General features: G+C 72.2%; 3 protein-coding genes. All 3 read right to left on the reverse strand.

Annotated elements, in window-relative coordinates:
* Positions 1-1678, reverse strand: a 1678-nt coding sequence (locus tag ACFE60_RS17860; protein WP_375390203.1) for an acetolactate synthase large subunit, incomplete at its 3' end; no start/stop codon positions are given.
* Between the two features lie 32 nt (positions 1679-1710).
* Complete coding sequence (ilvD, locus tag ACFE60_RS17865) at positions 1711-3426, reverse strand: dihydroxy-acid dehydratase (RefSeq protein ID WP_375390204.1); 1716 nt, start codon at positions 3424-3426, stop codon at positions 1711-1713.
* A 166-nt stretch (positions 3427-3592) separates the two neighbouring features.
* Positions 3593-4243 carry a flavin reductase family protein gene (locus tag ACFE60_RS17870; RefSeq protein ID WP_375390205.1) on the reverse strand — a complete coding sequence of 217 codons (651 nt, stop codon included), beginning with the start codon at positions 4241-4243 and terminating at the stop codon, positions 3593-3595.
* Positions 4244-4403 lie beyond the last annotated feature (160 nt).

Consider the following 4403-nt stretch of genomic DNA (forward strand, 5'->3'; position numbering starts at 1 on the left):
TCACCCGGTCGACGTCCTCCCTGGACTCCGCGCGCAGCCCCACGCAGCCCATGGCCTCGGCGAGCAGCTTGAAATCGGGGATGCGGTGCTTGTGGGTGCCGAGGTCGGTGTTGGAGTACCGCTCCTTGTAGAACAGGTTCTGCCACTGCCGGACCATGCCGAGGTTGCCGTTGTTGATCACGGCGACCTTGATCGGGATGCCCTCGATGGCGCAGGTGGCGAGCTCCTGGTTCGTCATCTGGAAGCAGCCGTCGCCGTCGATCGCCCAGACGACGCGGTCGGGCTGCGCCACCTTGGCGCCCATCGCGGCCGGCACGCCGTAGCCCATCGTGCCGGCGCCGCCGGAGTTCAGCCACGCGTTCGGGCGCTCGTACCGGATGAACTGTGCGGCCCACATCTGGTGCTGGCCGACGCCCGAGGCGTAGACCGCCTCCGGCCCGGACAGCGCGCCGATGCGCTCGATGACGTGCTGCGGGGACAGCAGCCCGTCGGAGGTGGGGCTGAACCCGAGCGGGAACTCCCGCTGCAGGTCGCGGAGGCGGCCCCACCACACGGCGTACGGCGTAGCCGGCTGCGCACCGAGGTCGCGGAACGCGCTCGCGAGGTCGGCGAGGACCTCCTTCGCATCGCCGACGATCGGCACCTCCGCGGTGCGGATCTTGCCGATCTCCGCGGGGTCGATGTCGATGTGCACGACCTTCGCGTCCGGCGCGAAGAGGGACGCCTTGCCGGTCACCCGGTCGTCGAACCGGGCGCCGATCGCGACGAGCAGGTCGGACTCCTGCAGCGCCAGCACCGCCGGCACCGTGCCGTGCATCCCCGGCATGCCCAGGTTGGCGGGGTGGCTGTCGGGGAACGCGCCCCGGGCCATCAGCGTCGTGACGACGGGCGCGCCGGTCGCCTCGGCCAGCGCCAGCAGCTCCTCCGACGCCCGCGCGCGGATGACGCCGCCGCCGACGTAGAGCACCGGGCGCGCAGCGTTCGCCAGCAGCTGCGCGGCCGCCTGCACCTGCTTGCCGTGCACCTTCGCGATCGGCCGGTACCCGGGCAGGTCCAGCTTGACCGGCCAGGTGAACGAGGCGGTCTCCTGCTGCGCGTCCTTCGTGATGTCGACGAGCACGGGGCCGGGCCGGCCGGTGGAGGCGATGTGGTGCGCGGAGGCGATCGCCAGCGGGATGTCGGCGGCCTTCTTCACCAGGAAGGAGTGCTTCGTGATCGGCATGGTGATGCCGACGATGTCGGCCTCCTGGAACGCGTCCGTGCCCATCAGGGTGGAGAACACCTGGCCGGTGATCGCGAGCAGCGGCACCGAGTCCATGTAGGCGTCCGCGATCGCGGTGACCAGGTTCGTCGCGCCCGGACCGGACGTCGCGATCGCGACGCCGACCCGGCCGGAGGCGGCGGCGTAGCCCTCGGCCGCGTGGCCGGCGCCCTGCTCGTGCCGGACGAGGATGTGGCGCAGCGACTTCGCGCTGAGCAGCGGGTCGTAGACGGGCAGGATCGCGCCGCCTGGCAGGCCGAAGACGTCGGTGACGCCCAGCAGCTCGAGCGTGCGGACGACCATCTCGGCGCCGGTGATCAGCTCGGGCTCCGGGCCGCGGGTCGCGTGCGCGTCGCCGCCCGCCGCGCGGGCGGAGGGGCGCACCGCGGACGGCAGCGGGGTGGTGGGAGAGGACATCGGGTTCCCTTGGGACGAGGAGGTGCGGCGGTTCAGCCCGTCACCGCACCGACGGCGGCGGACTGCACGAGCTTGGAGTACTTCGCGAGCACGCCGCGGGTGTACCGAGGCGGCAGAGGGGCCCAGCCGCTTCGGCGGGCTTCCAGCTCTGTCGGGTCGACGAGGAGGTCGAGCGTGCGGGAGGCGATGTCCACCCGTATCGGGTCACCGTCTCGGAGGAAGGCGATGGGACCTGCGTCCACCGCTTCCGGCGCGATGTGGCCGATGCACAGGCCGGTTGTGCCGCCCGAGAATCTGCCGTCGGTGAGCAAGAGTACATCCTTGCCGAGCCCCGCGCCCTTGATGGCGGCGGTGATGGCCAGCATCTCCCGCATGCCGGGGCCGCCCTTGGGGCCCTCGTAGCGGATCACGACGACGTCGCCGGCCCGGATCTCCCCGTTCGTCAGGGCGTCCATGGCGCCGCGCTCGCGCTCGAACACCCGGGCGGGGCCCTCGAACACCGCGGCGTCGAAGCCGGCCGTCTTGACGACCGCGCCCTCCGGCGCGAGCGAGCCCGTGAGGATCGTGAGCCCGCCGGAGGCGTGGATCGGGTCGTCGAGGGTGCGCAGGACCGTGCCGTCGAGCGGCGCGATGTCCATCTCCGCGAGGTTCTGCGCGACCGTCCTCCCGGTCACCGTGAGGCAGTCGCCGTGCAGCAGCCCGGCCTCGAGCAGCGCCTTCATCACGACCGGCACGCCGCCGACCCGGTCGACATCGTTCATCACGAAGCGGCCGAACGGCTTGAGGTCGCCGATGTGCGGCACCCTCGACCCGATCCGGTTGAAGTCGTCGAGCGTCAGCTCCACCTCCGCCTCGTGCGCGATGGCCAGCAGGTGCAGCACGGCGTTCGTCGAGCCGCCGAAGGCCATCACGATCGCGATGGCGTTCTCGAACGCCTCCTTCGTCATGATGTCGCGCGCGGTGATGCCCAGCTTCAGCAGGTTCACCACCGCCTCGCCGGAGCGGTGCGCCAGGTAGTCGCGGCGGCGGTCCGCGCTGGGCGGCGCGGCCGAGCCGGGCAGCGCCATCCCGAGCGCCTCCGCGACCGACGCCATCGTGTTCGCCGTGTACATGCCGCCGCAGGAGCCCTCGCCGGGGGCGAAGGCGCACTCGATGCGCTTCGCGTCCGCCTCCGACATCTTCCCGGCCTTGACGGCGCCCACCGCCTCGAACGAGTCGATGATCGTGATGTCCTTCTCCGTGCCGTCGGAGAGCTTCACCCAGCCCGGGGCGATCGATCCGGAGTAGACGAACACGCTGGCCAGGTCGAGCCGAGCGGCCGCCATGAGCATGCCGGGCAGCGACTTGTCGCAGCCGGCCAGCAGCACGGAGCCGTCGAGGCGCTCCGCCTGCATCACGGTCTCGACGCTGTCGGCGATGACCTCGCGGCTGACGAGGGAGAAGTGCATGCCCTCGTGGCCCATGGAGATGCCGTCGGAGACGCTGACGGTGCCGAACTGGAGGGGGTACCCGCCGCCCGAGTGGACGCCCTCCTTCGCCGCCTGCGCGAGGCGGTCGAGGGAGAGGTTGCACGGCGTGATCTCGTTCCAGGACGAGGCGATGCCGATCTGCGGCTTGTGCCAGTCCGCGTCGCCCATCCCGACGGCGCGCAGCATGCCGCGGGAGGTCGTCGCCTCGATGCCGTCGGTGACGACGCGCGAGCGCGGCTTCACGTCGACGTCGGCACCGGTTCCGGGCGTTTCCAGCATGTTTCTCAGGCTACCCGCGCGCGCGAGCGCCCTGCGGACTCAGCGGCGTCGCGAGGGGTGCGGGCTCGATCGACGCTGCGTCCCTGACCCGACGCTGCGTGGCGTCCGATCAGAGACGGGGCGTCGACCCGAGCCGGATCAGCGGGTGCGACCTCGTCTAGGCGCATCAGCCGCGATACCACTCCTCGTCGATGCCGGCGAGGCGGGAGGGGCGCACCTCGCCGCCGAGGCCGAAGAAGCGCTGGAAGCTCATCATCAGGGGCCGCCAGCGGAGGGGGTCGATGCGGTGCGGGTGGCCGGCCATCCGCAGCGCGGGGTGCACGTGCACGCGCAGCACCTCGACCTCGAACACCGCCGCGCCGCCGTCCGCGCGCGGATCGGCTCCCGACAGCCCGTGCGCCGCGGTCACGCGACCCTCCATCGCGACCGGGCACTGCGCGATGCGCGCGGGCGCCACCAGGTCGGACGGGACCGGGGTCAGCCCCGCGACGGCGAATTTGTCGGCGGCGTGCACGTAGCCGGCCGCCGCCTTGACCGGCGGGACCGGGTGCCGCCCGGTGGTGAGCGCGAGCCGGTCGACCGCCGCCACCTGCTCGATGGACGGCAGGCCGATCACCACCTCCCCCGTGGCGTGCAGGTTCCGCGCGGTCTGCGACCGCGTGCCGAGTCCCAGCACCGCCGTGCTGCCGAGCCAGAACACGCTCGACATCGGGGCGAGGTTCGGCCGTCCGCCGTCGTCGACCGTGCTGAGCAGGGCGACCGGGGTGCCGAAGTACAGGATCGCGGGATCGACGACGACGTGCTCGCGGACGCTCATGCCCGGTCAACGGTCCGGGGCGTCGGGATGTGAGCGCCCACTCCCCCTCCGCTTCCGTTGTGAAGGAGCTCCTGCGCCCTTCGCGCAGAAGTACCTTCACAACGGATCAGGGGGTGAGGCGGGCGCCGAAGTGGTCGGCGAGGTGCGGGCCGCCGCCGAT

The organism is uncultured Amnibacterium sp. (assembly GCF_964245895.1).
Classification (GTDB): Bacteria; Actinomycetota; Actinomycetes; order Actinomycetales; family Microbacteriaceae; genus Amnibacterium.